This window comes from Bradyrhizobium sp. NBAIM14 (assembly GCF_020193895.1).
Taxonomy (GTDB): domain Bacteria; phylum Pseudomonadota; class Alphaproteobacteria; order Rhizobiales; family Xanthobacteraceae; genus Bradyrhizobium; species Bradyrhizobium yuanmingense.
The window spans coordinates 1,210,954-1,236,449 of sequence record NZ_JADYVQ010000001.1 but is presented as its reverse complement, the minus strand read 5'-3'; the positions used below and the strand labels follow the sequence as shown (position 1 = coordinate 1,236,449).

Sequence of the window (25,496 nt, the reverse complement as noted above, 5' to 3'; positions counted from 1 at the left end):
CTACTCCGTCAGGAATCTGCTCACCACCTCGCCGAACTCGAGCGGCGCCTGCTCGAACATCCAGTGGCCGGCGTTCGCGATCACTGCCGTCTCGGCGCCCGCGATGTGCGCGGCCAGCACGCGCCACATCACCGACAGGCTGCCGGTGGTGGCGCCGCCGCCGATCAGCAGCGTCGGCGTCCTGATCGCCTGCGCATCGCTGAGGGTGTAGGGCCGGCGCTGCTCGTTGATCTGGCCAAGGAAGGTGAGCGCGTTGTCGCGGAGTTGTTGCTTGGCCGCAGCCGGCACGCGCCGCCAGGAACCGTCGCCCTCGATGCCTTCGTAGAAATTCCGCACCGCGCCCTCGAGGTCGCCGCCGCGGATCATCTCGACCGAGCGCGCCGTGCGCGCCGCGAGCGGCGGATGCGCGGGCATGCCTTCGGGAACAGGCAGGGATGGGTCGAGATCGCCGCCGGGCTCGGCCAGCACCAGCTTGTGCAACAGATCAGGCCGCGCCTGCGCCACGCGAAAGGCGATGTGTCCGCCGCGCGAATGGCCCATCAGGTCGACGGGGCCGGGCCTGACCTGCTCGATGAAGGCAATCGTATCGGCGACGTGCTGCGCCATCTTGTAGTCGTCGCCGACGGCGTCCCAATGCTCGGGAAAGAAGTGCCGCAGGCTGACCGCGATCACGCGATGGGATTTCGACAGCGGACCGAGCACCGAATACCAGGTGCGGAAATCACCGAGTGTGCCGTGCACACAGACCAGTGGCGGGCCCTCACCGACCTCGAGATAGGCCATGTCGTAACCATTGACGCGGAAGCTTTGCATGGTCAGCTCGCCAGAAAATCCAAAACCACTTCGGAGAATTTCTGCGGCGCCTGCTCGAACATCGGATGCGTCGCGTTCGGGATGATCGCCGTCTTGGAATAGGGCACATGCGTGGCCAGCGCATGCAGCACTTTCGGCAAGAGGCCCTTGGTCCGCGCGCCCAGGATGAACAGCGTCGGCATCTTGATCGCCTCCGCATCCGCCTTCGAGAACGGCGGGCGGCTGTCGCGGACCTGGCCGATCAGCGTAAAGGCATTGTCGCGCAGGTTCTGCTTCACCATCGCGGGCAATCGCGGCCAGGTGCCTGGGCCTTCCAGCGTGTCAACGAAGACGGCGAGCCCGCCGTCGACATCGCCGGCCGCGATCTTCTCGGCCGAGGCCGTGAAGCGCGCCAGCAGCGGCGAGGGGCCGCCGACGTAGTCCGGATCAAGGCTCGCATCGAGCTCGCCCCCGGGCTCGGCCAGGATCAGCCGGCGTAAGAGATCGGGCCGCTGCTGCGCCACGCGGAAGCAGATATGCCCGCCGCGGGAATGGCCCATCAAATCGACCGGTCCCACATCGAGCTTGTCGATGAAGGCGATGACGTCCTCGACATGCTGGGCGATCGAATAGGTGTCACCGACGCCATCCCAGCGCTCCGGGAAGAAGTGGCGCAGGCTGACCGCGATCACCCGGTGCCGCTGCGTCAGCGGCCCCAGCACGCAGCCCCAGACGCGAAAATCGTTCAGCGATCCATGCACGCAGACCAGAGGCGGACGGCCCCTGTCTTCGCCCACGTCGAGATAGGGCATGTCGTAACCGTTGACGTGGAGGCTCTGCATGATGGACTCGGGAGAGGATTGGAACGCCTGTGCAAGATTCCCGGAAACCGGGTGGATCGCAACTATTTCCAAGCCTAGATTTGGCACGACATCAAAGTGGGGGCCTGCAACGGAAGCAAGCCAGGAACCTAGACATGACCGACCAGCATTTTGCCCTGTTCGACACAAGGATCGGCCTGTGCGCCATCGCCTGGGGCCCGCGGGGCATCAACGGCACGCAATTGCCGATGGGCGGCGAGCAGAAGATCCGCACCCGCATCAGCCAGCGTCATGCCGACGCCGTTGAGACCGAGCCGACCGCCGAGGTGCAACAGGCGATCGACCGCATGACGAAACTGCTCGCCGGCGAGCCGGATGATCTCACCGACATCCCGCTCGATCTCGACGGCGTGCCCGAATTCAACCGCGGCGTCTACGACATCGCCCGCGCGATTCCGCCCGGCAAGACCGTCACCTATGGCGACATCGCCAAGCAGCTCGGTGGCGTCCAGCTGTCGCGCGACGTCGGTCAGGCGCTCGGCCGCAACCCGTGCCCGATCGTCGTGCCCTGCCATCGCGTGCTCGCCGCGGGCAACAAGCCCGGCGGCTTCTCGGCGAATGGCGGCGTGGTCACGAAGCTGAAGATGCTGGAGATCGAAGGCGCGCTGGTGAACCACACGCCGAGCTTGTTCGATTGAAGATGCCAAAGCTTGCTCGGCGTCATGGCCGGGCTTGACCCGGCCATCCACGTCTTCCTTTGCGGTACAAAGAACGTGGATGCCCGGGACAAGCCCGGGCATGACGGTGTTGAGAGCGGCCGCTCTCCCTAAATCTTCGTCGCCGTCTTCGGCCAATACCGATCACGCAAATGCCGCTTCACCAGCTTGCCGGTCGGCGTGCGCGGCAGCTCGGCTTCGAAATCGATCGAGCGCGGGCATTTGATGGCGGAGAGGCGGCTCTTGCAATAAGCGATCAAATCGGCTTCGAGCGCCTTGCCGGTGCGGCTCATGTCGTGCGGCTGCACCACCGCCTTGACCTCTTCGCCCATCTCCTCGTTCGGCACGCCGAACACCGCGACGTCGGCGACCTCAGGGTGCGTGATCAGCACGTCCTCGGTCTCCTGTGGATAGATGTTCACGCCGCCGGAGATGATCATGTAGGACTTGCGGTCGGTGAGATAGAGGAAGCCGTCCTTGTCGAGATAGCCGACATCGCCGAGCGTCGACCATCCCTTGACGTTGTAGGCCTTCTTCGTCTTCTCGGGGTCGTTGTGATAGGTGAAGGCGGGCGCGTCGGCGAAATAGACGGTGCCGATCTCACCGACCGGCTGCTCCTCGTCGTTCTCGTCGAGAATCTTGATCTTGCCGACCACGGCGCGGCCGACGCTGCCGCGATGCTCCAGCCATTGCTGCGAGTTGCAGACGGTGACGCCATTGCCTTCAGACCCGGCGTAATACTCGATCAGGATCGGCCCCCACCATTCGATCATCTTGGCCTTGACGTCGATGGGGCAGGGCGCGGCGGCGTGGATCGCTCCCTTCAGGGTGGAGACGTCGTACCTCGTGCGCACCTCGTCCGGCAGCTTCAGCATGCGCACGAACATGGTCGGCACCAGCTGCGATTGTGTCACCTTGTACTTCTCGACCAGCTTCAGGAACTCTTCAGCGTCGAAATGCTCCATGATGATGGAGGTGCCGCCGAGCACGATCGCCATCATGTTGAAGCGCAGGGGTGCCGCATGATAGAGCGGCGCTGGCGACAGATAGGTGCTCTCCGCATTCATGCCGCACATGTCGGCGCAGAGCACGCGGAGGAAGGCGTTCGGCACGTCGATCCTGTTGCCTTCGAAAGCCTTCTTGATTCCCTTAGGGCGCCCGGTGGTGCCCGACGAATACAGCATGTCGTAGCCGGCGACCTCGTCGGCGATCGGCGTCGTCGGCTGCGCGGCGGCTTCCTTGTCGTAGGAGCGGAAGCCGGGCAGCGGCTCGTCCATCATGTAGAAGATCGGCTCACCGGGCGCGCCCTTGATCAGGCCCTTGATCTGGTCGGCGCATTTCGGCGTCGTGATCACGACCTTGGCGCCGCAATCGGCGATGATGTAATCGATCTCGTCCTGCTTCAGGTAGCGGCTGATCGCGGTGTAATAGAGCCCGCTGCGCTGTGCCGCCCAGCACAGCTCCATGAAGGCGAGGCGGTTCTCCATCAACAGCGCAATGTGGTCGCCGGCCTTGAGGCCAAGCGAGCGGAACAGATGCGCGCCCTGGTTCGAGAGCTCGTCGAGCTCGCGATAGGTGATCGCCTTGCCGGTCCCGGCCATCTGGTAGGCGATCTTGTCGGGCGTCGTCTTGGCGTGGATACAGGGGTGGGTCATGGCGTTTCCTCAAAACGTGAAATGGCGAGTAGCGAGTGGCGAATAGGGAAGAAGGGCAAACCGCTCTTCGCCTACTCACCATTCGCTACTCGCCACTCGCTACTCGCTTTTGTTTTTCTTACAGCCGCTCCACGATCGTCACATTGGCCATGCCGCCGCCTTCGCACATGGTCTGCAGACCGTAGCGCTTGCCGCGCTGGTGCAGGGCATGGACCAGAGTGGTCATCAGCTTGGTGCCGGAGCCGCCGAGCGGATGGCCGAGCGCGATGGCGCCGCCGTTGACGTTGAGACGCTCCGGATCGGCGCCGGTGGTCTTCAGCCAGGCGGTCGGCACCGAGGCGAACGCCTCGTTGACCTCGAACAGGTCGATGTCGCCGATCTTCATGCCGGCCTTCTCCAGCGCGCGCTTGGTGGCGTGCAAGGGAGCATCGAGCATGATCACGGGATCTCCGCCCGTCATGGTCATGTGATGGATGCGCGCGAGCGGCTTGACGCCGAGCTGCTTCAAGCCCTTCTCGTTCACCACCATGACGCCGGAGGCGCCGTCGCAGATCTGGCTGGCGCTGGCCGCGGTCAGCTTGCCGTTCTCGGCGATCAGCTTGACGCCCTTGATGCCGTCGAGCGTGACGTCGAAGCGGATGCCTTCGTCGATGTGGTGGGTGTCCTTGCTGCCGTCGGCACGGGTGATCTCGAGCGGCACGATCTCCTTCTTGAAGTGACCTGCTTGCGTCGCCGCGATCGCGCGCTGATGGCTGTCGTAGGAATATTGATCGAGCTCATCCTTGGAGAGGCCGTACTTCTCGGCCATCATCTCCGCGCCGGTGAACTGGCTGAACACGATGTTCGGATATTTCCTCTCGATGCCCGGGCTCTTGTAGTTGCCAAAGCCGTTCTTGGCCGGAAGCTGCGATGACAGGCCCATCGGCACCCGCGTCATCGATTCCACCCCGGCCGCGATCACGACGTCCATCGCACCCGACATCACCGCCTGCGCGGCGAAGTGCAGCGCCTGCTGCGAGGAGCCGCACTGACGATCGATCGAGGTGCCTGGCACACTCTCCGGCAGCTTCGAGGCCATGATCGCGTTGCGCGCGACGTTGTTGGACTGTTCGCCGACCTGCATCACGCAGCCCATGATCACGTCCTCGACCTGGGCTGGGTCGACCTTGGTGCGGTCGACCAGTTCGTCGAGCACCTTCGCGGCGAGATCGGCCGGGTGCCAGCCGGCGAGGCGGCCCCCCTTGCGCCCGCCGGCGGTACGCGCAGCGGCGACGATGTAAGCCTCGGCCATGTCGGTCTCTCCCTGAATTCTTGATTGGGGTTGGTTGTCGGGGGCGGATTTAAGGGGCCGGAGATCGTTTAGTCAATCGATCAATTAACTCTTGTGATGAGGCGCTGCTTGCGCTTATCTGCGCCCCGCTTCCAGCGGCCAAACAGGGATCTCCGTGGCGACCAGCGTACCGAACAGGCTCCCCAGCGGGAAAAATTCCACGGCAGAGAAATTGCTGGTGGCCGCGAGCGAGCTGATGATCGAACGCTCCTCGATCGAGATCTCACTCTCCGACATTGCGCAGAAGTCGGGCGCCAACGCCGCGCTGGTCAAATACCACTTCGGCAACAAGGACGGCCTGTTGCTGGCGCTGCTCGCGCGGGATGCTGCGACCGAGATGTCCAATCTCGAATATCTGCTGGCGCAGCCGATCACGTCGACGGCGAAGCTGAAGCTGCATATCGCCGGCATCATCCGCGCCTATCACCGGTTCCCCTACATGAACCGGCTGATCCATTATCTGCTGCACGAGACCAGCGCGAGCTCCGCCGATGAAGTCTCGAAATTCTTCGTCGCGCCGCTTCTGGATTTCCATCGCCGGCTGCTTGCCGAGGGCGTCAGCCGCGGCGAATTCCGCCCGACTGATCCGGTACTGTTCTACACCAGCCTGATCGGTGCCTGCGATCACCTGTTCTTCGGCCGGCACGCGATGTCCCGCGCCACCGGCGTCGGCCCGGTCACTGACGATGTCTGCCGGCAATACATCAAGCACATGGAAACGCTGATCTGCGGCGGCATCCTCACGCAAGCCGGGGAAGCCGCTGCGGCCGGATAGTCCGGCCGACACGTGACAAGTCTAGAGAAGAAACGCTCAAGGAAAGGTACAAGCGATGCAATTAAAAGACGTAGCCGTTCTCATCACCGGCGGCGGCTCGGGCCTTGGTGCCGCGACCGCCCGCGCCATGGCCGCCAAGGGCGCCAAGATCGGCGTGATCGATCAGAGCAAGGAAAACGCCGAGAAGGTCGCTGCTGAAGTGAAGGGCGTCGCGCTCCACGCCGACGTCACCAGCGAGGAGCAAATCAAGGCTGCGATTGCCAAAGCGGAAGCCGCCCATGGCGTCGCCCGCGTGCTGATGAACTGCGCCGGCATCGGCGGCTCGCAGCGCATCGTCGGCCGCGACGGCGTCTATCCCCTCGAAAAGTTCGCGCGCATCATCAACGTCAACCTGATCGGCACGTTCAACTGTCTGCGTCTGTTCGCCGAGCGTCTCGTCACGATCGAGCCCGTCGGCGAAGAGCGCGGCGTCATCATCAACACCGCCTCGGTTGCCGCCTACGAAGGCCAGATCGGCCAGATCGCCTATTCGGCCTCGAAGGGTGGCGTCGTCGGCCTGACGCTGCCGGCCGCGCGCGATCTCGCCAGCCAGAAGATCCGCGTCAACACCATTGCGCCCGGCCTGTTCTTCACGCCGCTGCTGATGGGCCTGAACGAAGAGGCCCGCAAGAGCCTGGGCGCCCAGGTACCGCATCCCTCGCGTCTCGGCGATGCCAACGAATACGGCATGCTCGCGGTGCACATCGTCGAGAACCCGATGCTGAACGGCGAGACCATCCGCCTCGACGGTGCGATCCGCATGGCGCCGCGATAGGCGGTTCGTTCTTCCTTCTCCCCTTGTGGGAGAAGGTGGCATAGGCGGCCTTAGGCCGCCGTTCTTAAGAACGCCGAAGCGAAGCTTCGGCTACGGGGCCGGATGAGGGGTTGTCTCCACAATCTAATTTGTGGAGGCAGACCCCTCACACAAGCGATTGTGCGGCTAGCGATTTACATGCCCTCTCCCGCAAGGGGAGAGGGCGCAGCAATCGGCGCCGCGACTCGCGGCAAGTGCGAGGCCCCATGTCCCAACCGCTGCTGATTGAGCATGACGATGGCGTCGACCGGGTGACGCTCAATCGGCCCGAGCACCTCAACGCGCTCGATCCCGCGCTGATCGATGCGCTCAACGATTATTTCCAGGGCCTGCAACGCAATCGCGACACCCGCGTCGTCGTGCTCAAGGGCGCCGGCAGGAATTTCTGCGCCGGCCTCGATCTCAAAGCTGCGATGGCGCGCCGGGCCGGGCAGCAGGAGCCGCCGGGCATCACGGAGTCGCTGGATTCGCAGCGGCGCATCGCCGACATCGTGATGCTGATGCGGCGCTGTCCGCAGCCGATCCTGGCGCTGGTGCAGGGCGCGGCGGCCGGCGGCGGCTTTGCGCTGGCGCTGGCCTCCGACATCCGTGTCGCCACGAGATCGGCGCGGATGAATTGCGCTTTCATCAAGCTCGGGCTCGGCGGCTGCGACATCGGCACCAGCTATTTTCTGCCGCGCCTCGTCGGCGTCTCCGTCGCATCCGAGCTGATCCTCACCGGGCGCTTCATCGGAGCGGAGCGCGCGCTCGCGGTCGGCCTCGTCTCGGAGGTCGTGGACGAGGACAAGCTCGATGACGCGGCCGCGTCTTATGTCGAGGCGATGATGACGGCCTCGCCCGTGGGCCTGCGGCTATCCAAGGAATGCCTCAACATGAGCGTCGATGCCGGCTCGCTCGAAGCCGCGATCGCGATGGAGGATCGCAACCAGGTCCTGTGCAGCCGCTCGGAAGAGTTTTCGGAAGGCATCAGGGCCTTCCTTGAGAAGCGAAAGCCTGTCTATATCAGGCGCTGAACGATGAAGATCCGCAAAGGACAATAATTCCGGGAGACGCAAAATGAGTGGAAGCGCGGCGGCAGTGATGACGAAGCCCGCCTTTCGCAAGGTCCAGTGGCTCGCGCGCGACATCGACGTCGAGCGTCGCGGCGACGGCACGGTGGTGCTGAAGTCGCGCATTCCGCTGCAGCCTTATGAGAAGCACATCCCGGCGTCGCTGGCGAAATGGGCGAAGGAAGCGCCCGAACGCATCTGGCTGGCGCAGCGCGGCGGTCCGAACCGCGAATGGCGTAAGGTGTCCTATGGCGAAGCCAAGCGCATTGTGGACGCGCTGACGCAAGGCCTGCTCAATCTCAAACTCGACGGCCGGCCCGTCACGATCCTCTCCGGCAATTCGATCGAGCATGCGCTGATGACGCAGGCCGCGATGCAGGCGCGCGTCCCGGCAGCGCCGGTGTCGCCGGCCTACTCCTTGATGAGCCACGACCACGTCAAGCTGAAGTACCTGTTCGAACTCATCAAGCCGGCCGTATTGATGGTGCAGGACGGCCCGACCTTCGAGAAGGCGCTGAAGGCGCTCGACCTCCGCGGCGTCACAGTCGTTCACGTCGCTCGGCCCTGCGAGGGCATCAAGAGCGTCAGCTTCGCCGAGCTCGCGGCAACGCCTGTCATGACCGATGTCGAGGCATCGATCGCGAAGATTACGCCGCAGACCGTCGGCAAACTGCTGTTCACATCAGGCTCGACCGGCATGCCCAAGGCCGTCATCAACACGCAGGAGATGATGTGCGCCAATGCGGCGATGATGATGCAGGTGCGGCCGCGCGATCCGAACGGGCCGATCTCGACCATGCTGGACTGGATGCCCTGGAACCACACCATGGGCGGCAATGCCGCGTTCCACCCGATCCTGGTCGACGGCGGCACGCTCTATATCGACGACGGAAGGCCGATGCCGGGCCAGTTCGAGGAGACGCTGCGCAATCTGCGCGAGATCTCGCCGACCTATTATGCCAACGTGCCGGCCGGCTATGCCGCGCTGGCAGCGGCCATGGAGAAGGACGACGCGCTCTGCCGTTCCTTCTTCAAGAATCTCTCGATCATGGCCTATGGCGGCGCGCGTCTGCCCGACGATCTCTACAACCGCATGCAGTCGCTGGCGGTGAAGACGACAGGCGAGCGCATCGTGTTCTACACCGGCTGGGGTTCGACCGAGACCGCGCCGACCTCGACCGGCACCTATTGGGACACCGAGCGCGTCGGCCTGATCGGCCTGCCGTTCCCCGGCGTCGAGTTGAAGATGGTGCCGTGCGGCTCGAAATACGAATTGCGCCTGCGCGGCGTCAATGTCACGCCCGGCTATTTCGGCCAGCCTGAGCTGACGAAGAAGATGTTCGACGAGGAAGGTTTTTATTGCATCGGCGATGCCGGCGTCTTCGTCGACGATTCCGATCCGGTGCAAGGCATCATCTTTGCCGGCCGCGTGGTGGAGGACTTCAAGCTCACCACGGGCACATTCGTACATGTCGGCTCGCTGCGGACCGATGCGATCGCGGCCGCCACGCCCGTGGTGCACGACGCGCTGGTCGCGGGGCAGGACCGTCCCTTCATCGGCCTCCTGGCCTGGCCGAACCTGCACGCCTGCCGCCAGCTGGTCGGCAATCCCGATCTCAGCTTTGCGGATGCTGTGAAGCATCCCGAGGTGATCGCTTGCTTCAGGCGCGGCCTGGAAGCCCACAACCGTGAATGCGAAGGCGCCAGCAGCCGTATCATCGCGCGCGCGATGCTGATGGTCGAGCCGCCCTCGATCGACGGCAACGAGCTCACCGACAAGGGCTACATCAACCAGCGTGCCGGCCTGGAACGCCGCGCCGCGCTGGTGGAGCGGCTCTATGCGGACAAGCCGGATCAGGATGTGATCGTGCTGAAATGAAGACGACACTCGCTCCATTCGTCATTCCGGGGCGCGCGCAGCGCGAGCCCGGAATCCATCGGGCCGCATATGCGTGGCGAAATGGATTCCGGGTTCGCCGCTGCGCGGCGCCCCGGAATGACGGCAATAAATGACAACGAATAAGAGGTAAGCCCGCCATGAACTTCGATTTCTCCGACGACCAAAAACAGCTCCGCGACCAGGCGCGCAAGTTCCTCGCCGAGAAATGCTCGCCCAAGGCGGTGCGTGTCGTGCTCGACGGCAAGGCGCCTTACGACAAGGAGCTGTGGAAAGGCCTCGCCGAGATGGGCTTCCTCGGCGTCGCGATTCCCGAGGAGTTCGGCGGCGCCGGCGCCGGTCATCTCGAGCTGTGCGTAATCGCGGAAGAAATGGGCCGGGCCAACGCGCCGGTGCCGTTTTCCTCGACCGTGTACCTCGCCGCCGAAGCGCTGCTGATCGCCGGCAGTGACGCGCAGAAGAAGAAATGGCTGCCGGCGATTGCTTCCGGCGAGGCCATTGGCACGCTGGCGCTGTTCGAGGGCAAGGGCAACCCGTCGCCGAAGAACGTCAAGCTGACGGCTGCGAACGGCGTGCTCAACGGCGTCAAGAAGCCGGTCGCCGACGGTGCGATTGCCGATTTTGCGGTGGTCGCCGCGCGCACGGGATCGAGTGGGCGCGACAATGACATCTCGCTGTTCCTGGTCGATCTCAAAGCCGGCGGCGTCGATGTGAAGAGCCTCACCAATCTTGATCCGACCCGCGGACAGGCCGAGATCACCTTCAAGGATGCCAAAGCCGAGCCGCTCGGAGCTGCGGGCGACGGCTGGAGCATCCTCACCCAGGTGCTCGACCGCGCCGCGGTGCTGTGCGCGTTCGAGCAGGTCGGCGGCGCCGACCGAGCGCTGGAGATGGGCCGCGACTACGCGTTGGACCGCATCGCCTTCGGCCGCCAGATCGGCTCGTTTCAGGCGGTCAAGCACATGCTCGCGGACATGTACGTCTCGGCGACGCTGGCGCGCTCCAACAGCTATTACGGCGCCTGGGCGCTCTCGACCAATGCGGCCGAACTGCCGGAAGCCGCCGCCGCCGCGCGCATCAGCGCGACGCAGGCGTTCCAGCACTGCGCCAAGAACAACATCCAGGTCCACGGCGGCATGGGTTTCACCTGGGAGTTCGACTGCCACATGTACTATCGCCGCGCCAACGCGATGGCGCTCGGGCTCGGCAGCCTCACTTATTGGGAAGATCAGCTGATCGATCGGATGCGGAAGAAGAACGCAGCGTAACGACAGGTGCGTAGGGTGGGTTAGCCGAAGGCGTAACCCACCCTCGACCGGCAGTGCTCGACAGAATTGGTGGATGACGCCTCCGGCTAATCCACCCTACGGACAACAGAGAAGCAAGATGAACTTCGACGACACCCCGCAGGAAGCCGAGTTCCGCGCCACCGCCCGCGCCTGGATCAGTGCCAACGCGCCCAAGCAATACGAGGACGAGCTGCGCAAATCCTCACTCGGCCGCACCGTGCTCAAGAACGCCAACATTCTCGAAGTGGCGAAGGCGTGGCAGAAGAAGAAGGCCGACGCCGGCTGGGCCTGCCTGCACTGGCCGAAGGAATATGGCGGCCGTGGCGCCTCGCCGATCGAGCGCGTGATCTGGCAGCAGGAGGAGGGGCCGTTCGGCCAGCTGTCCCGCATGTTCATCATCGGTCACGGCATGTGCGGGCCGACCATGATGGCGTTCGCGCGCGAGGAGCACAAGCGGACCTATCTGCCGCCGCTCGCCTCCGGCGAGAAGGTCTGGTGCCAGCTGTTCTCCGAGCCCGCCGGCGGCTCGGATGTCGCGGGCCTGCGCACACGCGCCGAGAAGGACGGCGACGACTGGATCATCAACGGCCAGAAGATCTGGACCTCGGGTGCACATTATTCAGACTACGGCATCCTGCTCACGCGCACCGATCCGACCGTGCCCAAGCACAAGGGCCTCACCATGTTCTTCCTGGACATGAAGAGCCCGGGCGTCGAGGTGCGGCCGATCAAGCAGGCGAGCGGCGCCTCGGACTTCAACGAGGTTTATTTCACCAATGTCCGCATCCCCGACCATCAGCGCCTCGGCGAGGTCGGTGACGGCTGGAACGTCTCGCTGACCACGCTGATGAACGAGCGCAGTGCGATCGGCGCGGCCGTCTCGACCGGTTTCCCCGAACTGTTCGAGTACTGCTCCAGCCTGATGCTCGACGACGGCCCGGCGATCGAGGATCGCGCGGTGCGATCCAAGCTGGCGAACTGGGCGGTGAAGGCAAGCGGGCTGAAATACACCAGCATGCGCGCGATCTCGGCGCTGTCGAGGGGCGAACGCCCAGGACCGGAGAACTCCATCGGCAAGCTGGTGGCCGGCTCCATGATCCAGGACGTTGCGACCTATGCGCTCGATCTGCAGGGCGCGTCCGGAATCGTCAGCGGCGAGGATGGCGAACTGGCGGGCCGTTTCCAGGCCATGCTGCTGCGTGCGCCGGGTACACGCGTCGAGGGCGGCACCGACGAGATCATGCGCAACATCATCGCCGAACGGGTGCTGGGCCTGCCCGGCGACATCCGCGTCGACAAGGACGTGCCGTTCAACAAGATCCCGACGAAGGGAAGATGACTTCGAATTCGTAGGGTGGGTTAGCGAAGCGTAACCCACCACGTTCGCAACGATACTCGACAGAAGTGGTGGGTTACGCCTTCGGCTAACCCACCCTACGCACCGCGCAAGGATTGAGAGGTCCGCCATGAATTTCGACGACACCCCGCAGGAAGCCGCGTTCCGCGAGACCGCGCGCAAATGGATCGAGGCCAATGCGCCGAAGGAATTGCAGGCCGAGCTGTCAAAGTCCTCGCTCGGCCGCATCCGCCTTGCCAATCGCGACATCGTCGATGTCGGCAAGGCCTGGCAGAAGAAGAAGTTCGAGGGCAATTGGGCCTGCCTGCACTGGCCGAAGGAGTATGGCGGCCGCGGCGCGACGCCGATCGAAAAGGTGATCTGGCAGCAGGAGGAGGGCGTCTACGGCAAGCTGACGCAGCCGTTCCAGATCGGCGAGGGCATGTGCGGCCCGACCGTGATGGCGTTCGGCAGCGAGGAGGCCAAGCGCCGTTACTTGCCGAAGCTCGCATCGGGCGAGGAGATCTGGTGCCAGCTGTTCTCCGAACCGTCTGCCGGCTCCGACGTCGCAGGGCTTCGCACCCGCGCGGAGAAGAGGGGCGACGTTTGGGTCGTCAACGGCCAGAAGATCTGGACCTCGGGCGCCCATTATTCCGACTACGGCCTTCTGATCGCGCGCACCGATCCCAACGTGCCCAAGCACAAGGGTCTCACGATGTTCTTCCTGGACATGAAGAGCCCCGGCGTCGAGGTGCGTCCGATCAAGCAGGCCAACGGCATGCAGGAGTTCAACGAGGTCTATTTCACCGATGTCGTGATCCCCGACAGCCAGCGGCTGGGCGCCGTCGGCGACGGCTGGAACGTCTCGCTGACCACGCTGATGAACGAGCGCATGTCGATCGGTGCGCGGCTCGCGACCGGCGTGCCCGAGATGTTCGAGCTCTGCTCGAACCTGATGCTGGAGGATGGCCTCGCCATCGACGATCCCGCCGTGCGCTCGAAGCTTGCGAGCTGGGCGGCCAAGTCGAACGGCCTGAAATACACCAGCTACCGCACAATCTCGGCGCTGTCGAAGGGCGAGCGGCCGGGCCCGGAGAATTCGATCGGCAAGCTGGTCTCGGGCATGATGCTGCAGGACATCGCGACTTACGCCATGGACCTGCAGGGCGCGGCCGGTGTTCTCACCGGAAATGACGAGGAAACGGCCCAGGGCCAATTCCAGCAGATGCTGCTGTCCTCGCCCTCGATGCGCATCGCCGGCGGCACCGATGAGATCCTGCGCAACATCATCGCCGAGCGCGTGCTCGGCCTGCCGGGCGACATCCGCGTCGACAAGGACGTGCCGTACAACAAGATCCCGACCAAGGGGCGGTGATCGCGCGCGCTGAGCATGCACCAAGGGTGGGCAAAGGCGCAAAGCGCCGTGCCCACCCTTGCGTGTTGCTCACTCCACCCCGATCGTCGTCAGATCCTGGAACCAGTGCTGCGCCTGCACGAACTGCTTGATCTTCGGTGACAGCGCGTGCGGGTTGGTATCGTGGACGACCCACACCAGCGTGGCATCGTCCACAATCAGCGCGTGCGCCTGCGCCAGCAATTGGTCCTGCTTGGTGCTGTCGAACGTCTGCTTGGCCTCGTCGATCAGCGCGTCGACCTTGGGGTTCTTGTAGCCGCCCCAATTGACGCCAACCGGCGCGATCTGGCCCGAATGGAAGAAGCGGACGATGGCGTAGAGCGGATCCGAGGTGACATAGGCGATGTTGTTGGAGGTGATGCCGGCGTTCATCTCGTCGGCGGCGCCCTTGCGCCAATGCGTATAGAGCGTCTCCAGCTCGACCACCTTGAAGTCGATCTCGATGCCGATCTCCTTGAAGCTCTGCTGCAGGAATTCGTTCATCGGCAGTGACAGCATCTGGCCGGTGCCGCCTTGCGCGATGATGAAGGTGGTCTTCAGCGGCTTTGCTTTGGAATAGCCCGCTTCCTCCACCAGCTTCTTGGCGGCGGCGAGATCATATTTCAGCTCGAAGCTGGGCTTGCCGAACCACGGGCTCGACGGGTCGACCTGGCCCTTGGCGGGCTTGGCGAGGCCGTTCATCAGCCCGACGACTTCGTCGCGGTTGATCGCAAGATTCAGCGCCTTGCGCAGGCGGATGTCGGTCCAGGGCGAGCCCGGCAGCACGCTGAGGTGATAATTCCACACATGCGGCGTGACGTTGTCGACCAGCTTCATGCCCGCCGCCTTCAGCTGCGGCACGGCATCCGGGGCCGGCGTCTCGATCAGGTCGACCTGGCCGGCGAGCAGCGCATTGGTGCGCGTCAGCGCTTCCGGCATCGGCACCAGCACGATCTTGTCGGCCTTGGGAATGCGCTTCTTGTTCCAGTAGTCCGGATTTTTGCTGAGCTCGGCGAGCTCGCGCGGCACCAGCTTCGTCAGCTTGAACGGGCCGGTTCCGGAGGGCTGGCTGGCGAACTTGTCCCAATCCTTCCCGAGCTTCTCATATTGCGCCGGGCTCGAGACCAGGAACCACAGCATCTGATAGGGGAAGAAGGAATCCACCGTCTTGGTGGTGATCTCCACGGTGAAGTCGTCGATCTTGGCGTAGCTGGCGACGGAGGGAAGGCGGGTCTTGACCTGCGCGCTCTGCCGCTTGTCGAATTGCGGCGCCTTGTCGTTGAGCACCTTGTCGAGATTCCAGATCACCGCATCGGCGTTGAAATCGCTGCCGTCGTGAAACTTCACGCCCTTGCGCAGGGCGAAGCGCCACTTCGTCTTGTCGGCGTCGTCCACCTTCCATTCGGTGGCGAGGCCCGGCACCAGCTTGCCGGGGCGGTCGGCGACGTCCATTTCCCAGGCCACCAGCGGATCGTAGATCGTATAGGCCGTGAACTGATAGGCGCCGGCGCCACGATCTGGCTGGCCAGTGGTGAGTGGAATATCCGCCATCGAGATGCCGTAACGCACCACCGTTTCGGCGTGCGCCGTGATTACGGACACCGCCAATGCAAGCACGGCGAGACAGGTCGATAGGCGAATACGCATGGCCCAAAGCTCCAGGGGGGATCTGGAACCGAACCTGCAATCTTGATGCCAGAATAGGCAGCGCGCCGATTTCGCCCGTGCGTCATCACAAGGACTTGTCGTCGCAGGGGCAATTCGCAGAAAAAGTTTTCCCTTGGCATAGCCATTGCATACGATTGCATCAAAATTAATCATCGGAAGCCGGAAAGGGACTGAGGCGATGTTTATCAAGAACAACAACACACGGGCGGCGCTGATCGCGCTGGTGGCGCTTGGCAGCGCAGCTGCATGGCCGCGGGTGGCGGCTGCCGAAACTGTGCTGCGCATCGGCATGACTGCTGCCGATATTCCGCGCACGCTCGGCCAGCCCGATCAAGGTTTCGAGGGCAACCGCTTCACCGGCCTCACCATGTACGATGCGCTGACCAGCTGGGACCTGTCCTCTGCCGACAAGGCGAGCGTGGTGATCCCCGGCCTTGCCACCGAATGGAAGGTCGACGATGCCGACAAGACCAAATGGGTCTTCAAGCTGCGCCCCGGCGTCACCTTCCATGACGGCTCGCCGTTCAACGCCGACGCGGTGGTGTGGAACGTCGAGAAGGTGCTGAAGCAGGATGCGCCGCAATTCGACGCCAGCCAGGTCGGCGTCACGGCCTCGCGCATGCCGACGCTGGCCTCCGCGAAGAAGATCGACGACATGACCGTCGAGCTCACCACCAAGGAGCCCGACAGCTTCCTGCCGATCAACCTAACCAATCTGTTCATGGCAAGCCCGGCGAAGTGGCAGTCCTTCTACGACAAGGCCGAAGGCGCCGATGCCAAGGCGAAATCGCAGGCCGCATGGACCGCCTTCGCCAGGAGCGCCTCGGGCACCGGCCCGTGGAAGATGGCGAGCTTCACCCCGCGCGAGCGGCTCGAGCTGGTCAAGAACGCGACCTACTGGAACAAGGCGCGCGTGCCCAAGGTCGACAAGATGGTGCTGCTGCCGATGCCGGAAGCCAACGCGCGCACCGCGGCGCTGCTGTCCGGCCAGGTCGATTGGGTCGAGGCGCCGGCACCGGACGCGCTGCCCGAGCTCAAGCAGCGCGGCTTCAAGCTCTATTCCAACGAGCAGCCGCACGTCTGGCCGTGGCAGTTCTCGCGCGTCGAGGGCTCGCCCTGGAACGACATCCGAGTGCGCAAGGCCGCGAACCTCTGCGTCGACCGCGAAGGCCTCAGGGACGGTCTGCTCGCGGGGCTGATGGTGCCGGCGTCCGGCACCTTCGAGCCCGGTCATCCCTGGCGCGGCAATCCCACCTTCCAGATCAAGTACGACAAGGCGGCTGCGCAAAAGCTGATGCAGGAGGCCGGCTACGGTCCCAATAAGAAGCTGACCGTGAAGACGCAGACGTCGGCGTCCGGCTCGGGCCAGATGCAGCCCTTGCCGATGAACGAGTATCTCCAGCAGGCGTTGGCCGAATGCTATTTCGACGTCCAGCTCGACGTCATCGAATGGAATACGCTATTCACCAACTGGCGCCGCGGCGCCAAGGATCCCAGCGCCAACGGCTCGCACGCGACCAACGTCACCTACGCGGCGATGGACCCGTTCTTCGCGCTGGTGCGCTTCCTGCAGTCGGGCATGGCGCCGCCGGTCTCGAACAATTGGGGCTTCATCAACAACCCCAAATTCGACGAGCTGGTGAAGAAGGCGCGCCAGACCTTCGATCCCGCCGCGCGCGACGCCGCACTCGCCGAATTGCACGCAGCCTCCGTCGATGACGCCGCCTTCCTCTACGTCGCCCACGACGTCGGCCCGCGCGCCATGAGCCCGAAGGTGACAGGCGTCGTGCAACCGAAGAGCTGGTTCATCGACTTCTCGCCGGTGTCGATCGCGCAGTAGCTCTGTCGATTTGCTCGGTGCACCCTCTCCCCTTGTGGGAGAGGGTGGCTTCGCTTTAGCGAAGCCGGGTGAGGGGTCTCTCTCCGCGGATGCGGACCCTTCGATTGGAAAAGTTGCGTCCGCGGACCGAACCCCTCATCCGGCGCTTGCGCGCCACCTTCTCCCGCAAGGGGAGAAGGAAGAAAGAAGACCAGTGCTCGCCTATACCGCCAGACGCATTGTCTACGTCGTCCCGATCGTCATCAGCGTCGCGCTGGTGTGCTTCTTGCTCGTGCACATCACGCCGGGCGATCCGCTGGTCGCCGTGCTGCCGGCCGATGCGTCGCAGGAGCTCGCCGCGCAGCTGCGCGCCGCCTACGGCTTCGACCGGCCGCTGCCGGTGCAGTTCGGCCTGTGGCTGTTGCGTGCCCTTCACGGCGATCTCGGCAATTCCATCGCGACGGGGCGTCCGGTGCTGGCCGAGGTGATGCGCGCGGTCGGCAACACCGTCACGCTCGCGATTGCCGCCGCCATCATCGGCTTCACCATGGGCGTCCTGCTCGGCCTGATCGCCGGCTATTTCCGCGAGACCTGGGTCGACAAGGTCGCGACCTCCTTTGCCATCGCCGGCGTCTCGGTGCCGCATTACTGGCTCGGCATGCTGCTCGTCATCATTTTCTCGGTCCAGCTGAACTGGCTGCCCGCGGTCGGCGCCGGCCCCAGCGGCTCCAATTCCTGGGCCTGGGATTGGGCGCACCTCAAATATCTCGTGCTGCCGGCGATCACGACGTCGGTGATCCCGATGGGCATCGTCACCCGCACGGTGCGCGCGCTCACTGGCGACATTCTCTCGCAGGACTTCGTCGAGGCTTTGCGTGCAAAGGGCCTGCGCGAAACCGGCGTGTTCCGCCACGTCATCAAGAATGCCGCGCCCACCGCGCTCGCGGTGATGGGGCTTCAGCTCGGCTACATGCTCGGCGGCTCGATCCTGATCGAGACCGTGTTCTCCTGGCCTGGCTCGGGCTTCCTGCTCAACTCGGCGATCTTCCAGCGTGACCTGCCGCTGCTGCAGGGCACGATCCTGATCCTGGCGCTGTTCTTCGTCTTCCTCAATCTCCTGGTCGACATCGCCCAAGCCGCGATCGACCCGCGCATCAAGCGGGGCTAGCCGATGAGCGAGCTTCCGTTGTCCGCCACCGCCAGCGATGCCGCGCTGCAGGCCGCGCCCGCCACCAAGGCGCGCGGTTATTGGGCGACCGTCGGCCGCCGCATCATGCGCGACAAGGTCAGCATGGCCTGCGCTCTGGTGCTGCTGCTGATCTTCCTGTCCGCGATCCTCGCGCCGTGGCTCGGTCTCGAAGACCCCTACAAGGGTTCGATGATCCGCCGCCTCCGCCACATCGGCACCACAGGCTATCCGCTCGGCACCGACGAGCTCGGCCGCGACATGCTGGCCCGGCTGATCTATGGCGGGCGGCTGTCGCTGGTCATCGGCATCCTGCCGGTGATCCTGGCCTTCTGCATCGGCACCTCGCTCGGCATCATTGCCGGCTATGTCGGCGGCAAGCTCAACACCGCGATCATGCGCACGGTGGACGTGTTCTACGCCTTCCCGTCGGTGCTGCTGGCGATCGCGATCTCCGGCGCGCTCGGCGCCGGCATCCTCAACTCCATCGTGGCGCTCACCATCGTGTTCGTGCCGCAGATCACCCGCGTCGCCGAGAGCGTCACCACCGGCGTGCGCAACATGGACTTCGTCGAGGCCGCCCGTGCCTCCGGCGCGGGCGCTTTCACCATCATGCGCGTCCACATCCTCGGCAACGTGCTCGGCGCGATCTTCGTCTATGCCACCAGTCTGATCTCGGTCTCGATGATCCTGGCGGCCGGTCTGTCCTTCCTCGGCCTCGGCACCAAGCCGCCGGAGCCGGAATGGGGCCTGATGCTGAACACGCTGCGCACCGCGATCTACGTCAATCCCTGGGTCGCAGCCTTGCCGGGCGCGATGATCTTCGCGGTCTCGATCTGCTTCAATCTGCTCTCGGACGGCCTGCGTAGCGCCATGGACATCAGGAACTAGGCCATGAGCGAAACCAACACCTCCGTCGAAATGCTGGAGCCGGTCGAGGACCGCGGTGGGCTCGCGCAGCCGCTGCTGCAGGTCAACGGCCTGACCAAGCATTTTCCGGTGCGCGGCGGCCTGTTCGCCGCCAAGCGCACCGTGCGTGCCGTCGACAATGTCTCCTTCTCCGTCGCCAAGGGCGAGACGGTCGGCATCGTCGGCGAGTCCGGCTGCGGCAAGTCCACGACCGCGCGGCTGCTGATGCACCTGATGCCGCGCGATGACGGCGACATCATCTATGACGGCATGACCGTCGGCCAGTCGCTAAGCTTGCGCGAGCTGCGCCGCGGCATGCAGATGGTGTTCCAGGATTCCTACGCCTCGCTCAACCCGCGCCTGACGATCGAGGAATCCGTCGCCTTCGGTCCAAAGGTCCATGGCATGGCCGATGGCGCGGCGCGCAACCTGGCGCGAGAGCTGCTCGGCAAGGTCGGCCTGCGCCCGGAAAACTTCGCCAACCGCTATCCGCACGAGATCTCCGGCGGCCAGCGCCAGCGCGTCAACATCGCCCGTGCGCTGGCGCTGTCGCCGCGGCTGGTGATCCTGGACGAAGCCGTCTCGGCGCTCGACAAATCGGTCGAGGCGCAGGTGCTCAACCTGCTCGCCGATCTCAAGCGCGAATTCGGCCTCACCTATCTCTTCATCAGTCACGACCTCAATGTCGTCCGCTACATCTCGGACCGCGTGCTGGTGATGTATCTCGGCGAGGTCGTCGAGCTCGGCCCGGTCGACCAGGTCTGGGACAGCCCGGCGCATCCCTATACCCGCGCGCTGCTCGCCGCGATGCCGTCCTCCGATCCTGATCGCCGCACCGAAACGCCGCCGATCACGGGCGACCCACCCAATCCGATCGATCCGCCCTCCGGCTGCCGTTTCCACACCCGCTGCCCGTTTGCGGAGCCGCTCTGCGCAAATGCGACACCAAAGCTCACCGCGCTGGATAATATGGGCCACGAGGCCGCGTGCTACATGGCGATACCGGGTTCAGGCCACAGCCGCGCCCCCAGGGGAGAAACCGCATGACGAGACCGACACCGAAAGAGATCAAGCCGATCGCGCATATCGCCGGCGTCCCCGTGGACGACGAGATCGCAACCCGCATCTCCAATGCCATCGGCACCGCCTTCGAAGGCTTCGCCGCGATCGCCGGCACGCTGCCGTTCGATCTGGAGCCCGCAACTTACGTGCTCGCGCAGACGCAGAAGGTGTCCAAATGAGCCGTGAGCCCGCTCTGATGACGCTCACCGAGGTCGCGCGCGCGATCGCGATGAAGCAGGTGTCCTCGCACGAGGCGACGCGTGCGCTGCTGCAGCGCATCGCGCAGTGGCAGCCGCATCTCAACGCCTTCATGTCGATCGAGGCAGAAGCGGCATTGAAAGCGGCGGATGCCGCCGATGCCGAGCTGGCCAAGGGCAATGTCCGCGGTCCCCTGCATGGCGTGCCGCTTGCGCACAAGGACATGTACTACGATGCCGGCCACGTCTCGACCTGCGGCTCGCTGATCCGCCGCGACTTCGTGCCGAACGTCACGTCCACCGCCTTGCAGCGGCTCAAGGACGCCGGCCAGGTCCGGCTCGGCACGCTGCATCTCGCCGAGTTCGCCTATGGCCCGACCGGGCACAACGCTCATTACGGTCCGGTGCGCAATCCCTGGAACGTCGCCCATATCACCGGCGGCTCCTCATCCGGCTCCGGCTCGGCGGTGGCCGCGCGCCTGACTTATGCGGCGCTCGGCTCGGACACCGGCGGCTCGATCCGCATGCCCGCGCATTTCTGTGGCGTCACGGGGCTCAAGACCACGGTCGGCCGCGTCAGCCGCGCCGGCGCAATGCCGCTGTCGCAATCGCTCGACACCGTCGGCCCGCTGGCCCGCAGCGCCGAGGATTGCGCGCTCTTGCTGGCGCTGATGGCCGGTCCCGATCCCGCCGATTCGACCTGCAGCCACGAGCCGCTCGCGGACTACGTCGCAGCCACCAAGGCTTCGCTGAGGGGTCTCAAGATCGGCGTGCCCGCCTCGTTCTATGTCGACGATCTCGACAGCGAGGTCGCGCGCGTGCTGGACGAGACCATCGCGGTGCTCAAGCGCGAGGGCGCCGACATCGTCAAAGTCGAGCTGCCGGACCAGCGGCAATTGTCCTCGGCCAGCCAGCTCGTGCTCGCCGCGGAAGCTGCCGCCTTCCACAAGCGCTGGATGATCGAGCGTCCGCAGGACTATGGCCCGCAGGTCTTGATGCGGCTTCAGAACGGCCTCGCCGTTCCCGCCATCACCTATCTCGAAGCGATGCGTTGGCGCGGGTCGGCGCTCGCGGCCCACAATGCCGCGACGGCAGGCGTCGATGCGGTGATCGCGCCGGCGTCCCCGGTGCCGGCGCCGACGATCGAGGAGAGCGACGTCGGCGGCGGCCCGAACGCGCCGGCGCTGTTGCAGCGGCTGACGCTGTTCACCCGCCCGGTGAATTTCCTGGGCTTGCCGTCACTGACCATTCCTTCGGGCTTCACCACGACCGGCCTGCCGGTCGGCATGCAGCTGATCGGCCGCTCCTTCGACGAAGCCACCCTGCTGACCATCGGCGCCGCGTACCAGCGCGTCACCGACTATCACGACCGATTGCCGAAGCTGCCGTCATGAGAAACCTCGTCGAGATCTCAGGCCTCAACATCCGCTTCACCGGCGAGCGCACGGTCTATGCCGTGAACGATCTCAGTCTCTCGCTCGGCAATAGCGAGGTGCTGGGCCTGCTCGGCGAATCCGGTTCGGGCAAGAGCGTGACGCTGCGTGCCTTGATGCGCCTATTGCCGAAGAAGCGCACGCAGATTTCGGGGACGGTCAACGTCATGGGACAGGACGTGCTGGCCATGAACGACGAGCAGCTGTCGTCGTTCCGCGGCCAGACCGTCTCGATGATCTTCCAGGAGCCGGCGCTTGCGCTCGATCCGGTCTACACGATCGGCGCGCAGATCGCCGAAAGCGTGGTGCGCCACGAAGGCAAGAGCTTTGCAGAAGGGCGCGCACGGGCGCTGGAGATGCTCGAGGTCGTGCGCATTCCCTCGGCCAAGCGCCGGCTGGATGCCTATCCGCACGAAATGTCCGGCGGCATGCGCCAGCGCGCGATGATTGCGCTGGCGCTGGCCTGCCGGCCAAAAATCCTGCTGGCGGACGAACCGACGACGGCGCTCGATGCCACCGTGCAGATCCAGATTCTGCTCTTGCTGCGGGAGCTGCAGCGCGAGTTCGGCATGTCCGTCATCTTCGTCACCCACGACATCGGCGTCGCCATCGAGATCTGCGACCGCGTCGCGGTGATGTATGCGGGCCAGATCGTGGAGCAGGGCACCTTGCGCGACATCGTCCGCTCGCCGGTGCATCCCTATGCCAAGGGCCTGCTCGCCTCCACCATCCACGGCGCCAAGCGCGGACAGCGGCTGGAGACCATCCCCGGCACGCCGCCGTCGCTGGCCGAGAAGCCGCACAATTGCTCCTTCGCTCCCCGCTGCAAACTCGCCGAGCCGCGCTGCCTGGAGCAATTGCCCGGGAATGTCGCGGTCGGGCCGGGTCGGGCCGCCAGATGCGTCCTGGCGGAGCCGGCCACCGTGCTGTCATAGTTCGGATGAGTTGAACCGGGCTGTGCGAGCCTTTCCAGCATTCACACCCCGTTCATTCCGGTTCCCGTTCCATGGCGCCTTTCACGGAGAGGGACCTCACGGATGTACATTTCCAACGAAGGCCTTCTCGTCGTCCTGTTCGTCGGTCTCGTCGCCGGTTGGCTCGCCGGCAAGATCGTGCGGGGCGCCGGGTTCGGCCTGATCGGCGACATCGTGATCGGCATCTGCGGTGCGCTGGTGGCGAGCCTGCTGTTTCCAAAGCTCGGCATCCGCCTCGGCACCGGCTTGATCTCCCAGATTGTCTATTCTGCCATCGGCGCGGTCATCCTGCTGCTGGTGGTACGCCTTGTGCGCGGCGGGGGCCGGCTCTAGCCTCTGCATTCGGCTGAGCGGAACTTGAGCCGCGCTTTTCGCGGAAGCGGCTGAAAGCCTGCAAGAAAAAGCCGCAAGCCTGTGGAATTCCGGACTTGCGCGGAAGGCTATCGGGGGTAGATGTGGCCCATGAGGCCTCGGATTAAATTCGACCGCGTCGGACGGCCGGAAAACAGATGTTAATCCAAGGCGAGTACTCCTTGAATCGCCTTTGAAATCAGGGCTTTGCCCGTTAGCCGAAAGAGATCAGACTGATGGCAGCCATCCCTGGCGTCCGCCGTTCGGAGCTCGGTGACGCCTTGCGCGCTTGTCGCACGGCCTTCATCGGCGTCGGCCTGATGAGCTGCATGATCAACCTGCTCTATCTGACCGGGTCGATCTTCATGCTGGAGGTCTATGACCGGGTGCTGCCGAGCCGCAGCATCCCGACCTTGGTCGGCCTCATCATCCTCGCCAGCTTCCTCTACATGGCTCAGGGCGTACTGGACATGATCCGCAACCGTATCCTGGGGCGGATCGGCACCGCGCTCGACGAGGCCCTCAACAAGCGCGTGTTCGATACCATCGTGCGCCTGCCGCTGCTGGTCGGCAGCCGCAACGAGGGCCTGCAGCCGCTGCGCGATCTCGACAATGTCCGCTCCTTCCTCGGCAGCATGGGCCCGAGCGCATTCTTCGACCTGCCCTGGCTGCCGCTCTATCTCGCCATCTGCTTCGCCTTCCATGTCCTGATCGGCGTCACCGCGCTGGTCGGCGCCATCATCCTGGTCGGGCTGACGCTGGTGACCGAGTTCATGTCCCGCCAGCCGGCGAAGGAGGCGATGGGCCTCGCCGCCCAGCGCAACGATCTCGCCCAGGCCAGCCGCCGCAACGCCGAAGTGATGGTGTCGATGGGGATGGCCGGCCGGATGAACCAGCGCTGGAGCGAGGCCAACGAAAAATACCTCGCCGGCAATCAGCGGGCGAGCGACGTCGCCGGTGGTCTCGGCGCGGTCGCAAAGGTGCTGCGGATGATGCTGCAATCGGCCGTGCTCGCGGTCGGCGCCTATCTCGTCATCCACCAGGAGGCGACCGCCGGCATCATCATCGCCGGCTCGATCCTGTCCGCCCGCGCGCTCGCGCCGGTCGATCTCGCCATCGCGCATTGGAAATCCTTCGTCGCGGCGCGCCAGAGCTGGCAGCGTCTGACGCGCCTGTTGGAGCAGATGCCGGCGCAGGCGATGCCAACCCAGCTGCAGGCGCCGACCAGCCGGCTCTCGGTTGAGGGCGTCGCCATGGTGCCGCCCGGCGATCAGCGTCTCGTGGTGCAGGATGTCACCTTCGCGCTCGCCGCCGGCAACGGCCTCGGCGTGATCGGCCCGAGCGGTTCCGGCAAGTCGTCGCTGATCCGCGCGCTGGTCGGGGTCTGGCAGCCGGTGCGCGGCAAGGTGCGGCTCGACGGCGCGGCGCTCGATCAATGGACGAGCGACGCGCTCGGCCGCCATATCGGCTATCTGCCGCAGGACGTCGAATTGTTCGGCGGCACCATCGCGCAGAACATCAGCCGGTTCGATCCCGAGGCCACCTCCGAGGCGATCATCGCCGCGGCCAAGGAGGCCGGCGTGCACGAGATGATCATCAAGATGCGCGAGGGCTACAACACCCAAGTCGGCGAGCAGGGCGCCGCGCTTTCCGCAGGTCAGGCCCAGCGCGTGGCGCTGGCGCGCGCGCTCTACGGCAACCCCTTCCTGATCGTGCTCGACGAGCCCAATTCCAATCTCGACACCGAAGGCGACGAGGCGCTGACCCGCGCCGTCCGCTCGGCGCGCGAGCGCGGTGCCATCGTCGTCGTGGTGGCGCACCGCCCGATCGGCGTCGAGGCGGTCGACCAGATCCTGGTGCTGCGCGACGGTCGCATGCAGGCCTTTGGGCCGAAGGAGCAGGTGCTCGCCCAGGTGCTGCAGCCGCGCGTGACGCCGCCGGCGCCGATCAAGATCGTCAGCGAAGGCGGAGTGGCCAAACCATGAGCACGA

22 protein-coding genes are annotated in these 25,496 nt (G+C 65.0%); 17 read left to right on the top strand and 5 right to left on the bottom strand.

What is annotated here, in order from left to right; genetic code table 11:
• Complete coding sequence (locus I6F28_RS05750) at positions 1 to 813, bottom strand: alpha/beta fold hydrolase (protein WP_225139442.1); 813 nt, start codon at positions 811 to 813, stop codon at positions 1 to 3.
• A gap of 2 nt (positions 814 to 815) precedes the next feature.
• Positions 816 to 1,634 carry an alpha/beta fold hydrolase gene (locus I6F28_RS05745; protein ID WP_225111502.1) on the bottom strand — a complete coding sequence of 273 codons (819 nt, stop codon included), beginning with the start codon at positions 1,632 to 1,634 and terminating at the stop codon, positions 816 to 818.
• Positions 1,635 to 1,768: 134 nt separating this feature from the next.
• On the opposite strand from I6F28_RS05745, the gene I6F28_RS05740 reads away from it, so the two are divergent.
• Entirely contained in the window at positions 1,769 to 2,311 is a 543-nt protein-coding gene (locus I6F28_RS05740; RefSeq protein WP_036020854.1) for a methylated-DNA--[protein]-cysteine S-methyltransferase, read from the top strand.
• Positions 2,312 to 2,439: 128 nt separating this feature from the next.
• Here I6F28_RS05740 and I6F28_RS05735 read toward each other — a convergent pair whose 3' ends face one another.
• Both I6F28_RS05735 and I6F28_RS05730 read right to left on the bottom strand, forming a co-directional pair.
• Entirely contained in the window at positions 2,440 to 3,984 is a 1,545-nt protein-coding gene (locus I6F28_RS05735) for an acyl-CoA synthetase (RefSeq protein WP_225139441.1), read from the bottom strand.
• Between the two features lie 118 nt (positions 3,985 to 4,102).
• Positions 4,103 to 5,275 carry an acetyl-CoA C-acetyltransferase gene (locus tag I6F28_RS05730; RefSeq protein WP_035997013.1) on the bottom strand — a complete coding sequence of 391 codons (1,173 nt, stop codon included), beginning with the start codon at positions 5,273 to 5,275 and terminating at the stop codon, positions 4,103 to 4,105.
• Positions 5,276 to 5,510: 235 nt separating this feature from the next.
• Here I6F28_RS05730 and I6F28_RS05725 point away from each other — a divergent pair, with 235 nt between their 5' ends.
• The 7 genes from I6F28_RS05725 (at position 5,511) to I6F28_RS05695 (ending at position 13,888) form a co-directional block, all read left to right on the top strand.
• Positions 5,511 to 6,089, top strand: a complete 579-nt coding sequence (locus I6F28_RS05725) for a TetR family transcriptional regulator (protein ID WP_249781772.1) — start codon at positions 5,511 to 5,513, stop codon at positions 6,087 to 6,089.
• 55 nt (positions 6,090 to 6,144) lie between these two features.
• Positions 6,145 to 6,903 (top strand): SDR family NAD(P)-dependent oxidoreductase, encoded by a 759-nt coding sequence (locus I6F28_RS05720; protein WP_145637290.1) that lies wholly within the window; start codon positions 6,145 to 6,147, stop codon positions 6,901 to 6,903.
• A 245-nt stretch (positions 6,904 to 7,148) separates the two neighbouring features.
• Positions 7,149 to 7,955 (top strand): enoyl-CoA hydratase/isomerase family protein, encoded by an 807-nt coding sequence (locus I6F28_RS05715; protein WP_225139440.1) that lies wholly within the window; start codon positions 7,149 to 7,151, stop codon positions 7,953 to 7,955.
• Between the two features lie 43 nt (positions 7,956 to 7,998).
• Positions 7,999 to 9,870, top strand: a complete 1,872-nt coding sequence (locus I6F28_RS05710) for an AMP-binding protein (protein WP_035997034.1) — start codon at positions 7,999 to 8,001, stop codon at positions 9,868 to 9,870.
• A gap of 158 nt (positions 9,871 to 10,028) precedes the next feature.
• Entirely contained in the window at positions 10,029 to 11,156 is a 1,128-nt protein-coding gene (locus I6F28_RS05705) for an acyl-CoA dehydrogenase family protein (RefSeq protein WP_035997037.1), read from the top strand.
• A gap of 118 nt (positions 11,157 to 11,274) precedes the next feature.
• Positions 11,275 to 12,516 (top strand): acyl-CoA dehydrogenase, encoded by a 1,242-nt coding sequence (locus I6F28_RS05700; RefSeq protein WP_035997041.1) that lies wholly within the window; start codon positions 11,275 to 11,277, stop codon positions 12,514 to 12,516.
• 127 nt (positions 12,517 to 12,643) lie between these two features.
• Complete coding sequence (locus tag I6F28_RS05695; protein ID WP_035997043.1) at positions 12,644 to 13,888, top strand: acyl-CoA dehydrogenase; 1,245 nt, start codon at positions 12,644 to 12,646, stop codon at positions 13,886 to 13,888.
• A gap of 69 nt (positions 13,889 to 13,957) precedes the next feature.
• On the opposite strand, the gene I6F28_RS05690 is transcribed toward I6F28_RS05695, so the two are convergent.
• A complete protein-coding gene (locus I6F28_RS05690; RefSeq protein WP_035997046.1) occupies positions 13,958 to 15,553 on the bottom strand; it encodes an ABC transporter substrate-binding protein in 1,596 nt (531 codons plus the stop codon).
• 199 nt (positions 15,554 to 15,752) lie between these two features.
• Between I6F28_RS05690 and I6F28_RS05685 the strand changes: the two genes are divergently transcribed.
• The 9 genes from I6F28_RS05685 to I6F28_RS05645 all read left to right on the top strand — a co-directional run bounded on the left by I6F28_RS05685 (position 15,753) and on the right by I6F28_RS05645 (position 25,490).
• Entirely contained in the window at positions 15,753 to 17,414 is a 1,662-nt protein-coding gene (locus I6F28_RS05685; protein WP_109142274.1) for an ABC transporter substrate-binding protein, read from the top strand.
• Positions 17,415 to 17,607: 193 nt separating this feature from the next.
• Positions 17,608 to 18,561 carry an ABC transporter permease gene (locus I6F28_RS05680; protein ID WP_074447673.1) on the top strand — a complete coding sequence of 318 codons (954 nt, stop codon included), beginning with the start codon at positions 17,608 to 17,610 and terminating at the stop codon, positions 18,559 to 18,561.
• Positions 18,562 to 18,564: 3 nt separating this feature from the next.
• A complete protein-coding gene (locus I6F28_RS05675; RefSeq protein WP_035997066.1) occupies positions 18,565 to 19,470 on the top strand; it encodes an ABC transporter permease in 906 nt (301 codons plus the stop codon).
• 3 nt (positions 19,471 to 19,473) lie between these two features.
• Entirely contained in the window at positions 19,474 to 20,535 is a 1,062-nt protein-coding gene (locus I6F28_RS05670; RefSeq protein WP_035997070.1) for an ABC transporter ATP-binding protein, read from the top strand.
• Positions 20,532 to 20,729: a hypothetical protein gene (locus tag I6F28_RS05665; protein WP_035997073.1), complete on the top strand. Its 198-nt coding sequence runs from the start codon at positions 20,532 to 20,534 to the stop codon at positions 20,727 to 20,729. Before I6F28_RS05670 ends, I6F28_RS05665 begins: the two co-directional genes overlap by 4 nt.
• On the top strand, positions 20,726 to 22,141 hold the full coding sequence (locus I6F28_RS05660; RefSeq protein ID WP_225139439.1) for an amidase: 1,416 nt from the start codon (positions 20,726 to 20,728) through the stop codon (positions 22,139 to 22,141). Before I6F28_RS05665 ends, I6F28_RS05660 begins: the two co-directional genes overlap by 4 nt.
• Positions 22,138 to 23,115, top strand: coding sequence for an ABC transporter ATP-binding protein (locus I6F28_RS05655; protein ID WP_035997077.1), 978 nt, complete (start codon positions 22,138 to 22,140; stop codon positions 23,113 to 23,115). Before I6F28_RS05660 ends, I6F28_RS05655 begins: the two co-directional genes overlap by 4 nt.
• 102 nt (positions 23,116 to 23,217) lie before the next feature.
• Positions 23,218 to 23,487, top strand: a complete 270-nt coding sequence (locus tag I6F28_RS05650) for a GlsB/YeaQ/YmgE family stress response membrane protein (RefSeq protein WP_225139438.1) — start codon at positions 23,218 to 23,220, stop codon at positions 23,485 to 23,487.
• Between the two features lie 254 nt (positions 23,488 to 23,741).
• Entirely contained in the window at positions 23,742 to 25,490 is a 1,749-nt protein-coding gene (locus tag I6F28_RS05645; protein ID WP_035997082.1) for a type I secretion system permease/ATPase, read from the top strand.
• The last annotated feature ends 6 nt before the right edge of the window (positions 25,491 to 25,496 follow it).